Source organism: Streptomyces sp. DH12 (assembly GCF_020873895.1).
Taxonomy (GTDB): Bacteria; Actinomycetota; Actinomycetes; order Streptomycetales; family Streptomycetaceae; genus Streptomyces.
This window is the reverse complement of sequence record NZ_JAHWGT010001108.1, coordinates 1-448: the sequence shown is the minus strand read 5'-3', so window position 1 is coordinate 448 and position 448 is coordinate 1. Positions and strand designations below refer to the sequence as shown.

The following is a 448-nucleotide window of genomic DNA, read 5'->3' as shown; positions in this document are numbered from 1 at the left end:
TCGGCAGCAGCGCGGGGTGCCGGGCGTCGATCTCCTCCTTGGTCATCCGGTGCGGCACGTCCGGGAAGGACACCAGGCCCAGGTTGCCGGAGGCGAGCACGACCGGCTCCGAACCGCGGGACGGCCGGTAGTGCTCGGCGCCCTCCTCGACGGGCCGGCGCAGCGCGGCGCGGACGGCCGCCCGGGCCTCGGCGCCGCTGTGGGTGCGCCGGGCGCGGCGCGGCACGGGCAGCCCGCAGCCGGCCCGCACCAGGTCGCCGAGGGTGAGGCCGTAGCGGGAGCGGAAGGTCTCGCCGGGGCTCTGCCCGTGGTCGGACAGCACGACGATGCGGTACGGGCGGGGCGCGTGCTCGGCGACGTTCTCGATGAGGGCGAGGGCGCGGTCGAGACGGCGCAGGACCTGCTCGGTGTCGCGGCTCGTCGGCCCGGAGTGGTGGGCGACCTCGTC

1 protein-coding gene is annotated in these 448 nt (G+C 77.5%); it reads right to left on the bottom strand.

What is annotated here, in order from left to right; all coding sequences use genetic code 11:
- Positions 1–448: alkaline phosphatase family protein (locus LPA54_RS38765; RefSeq protein ID WP_228985085.1), on the bottom strand; the 448-nt coding region annotated here is incomplete at both ends.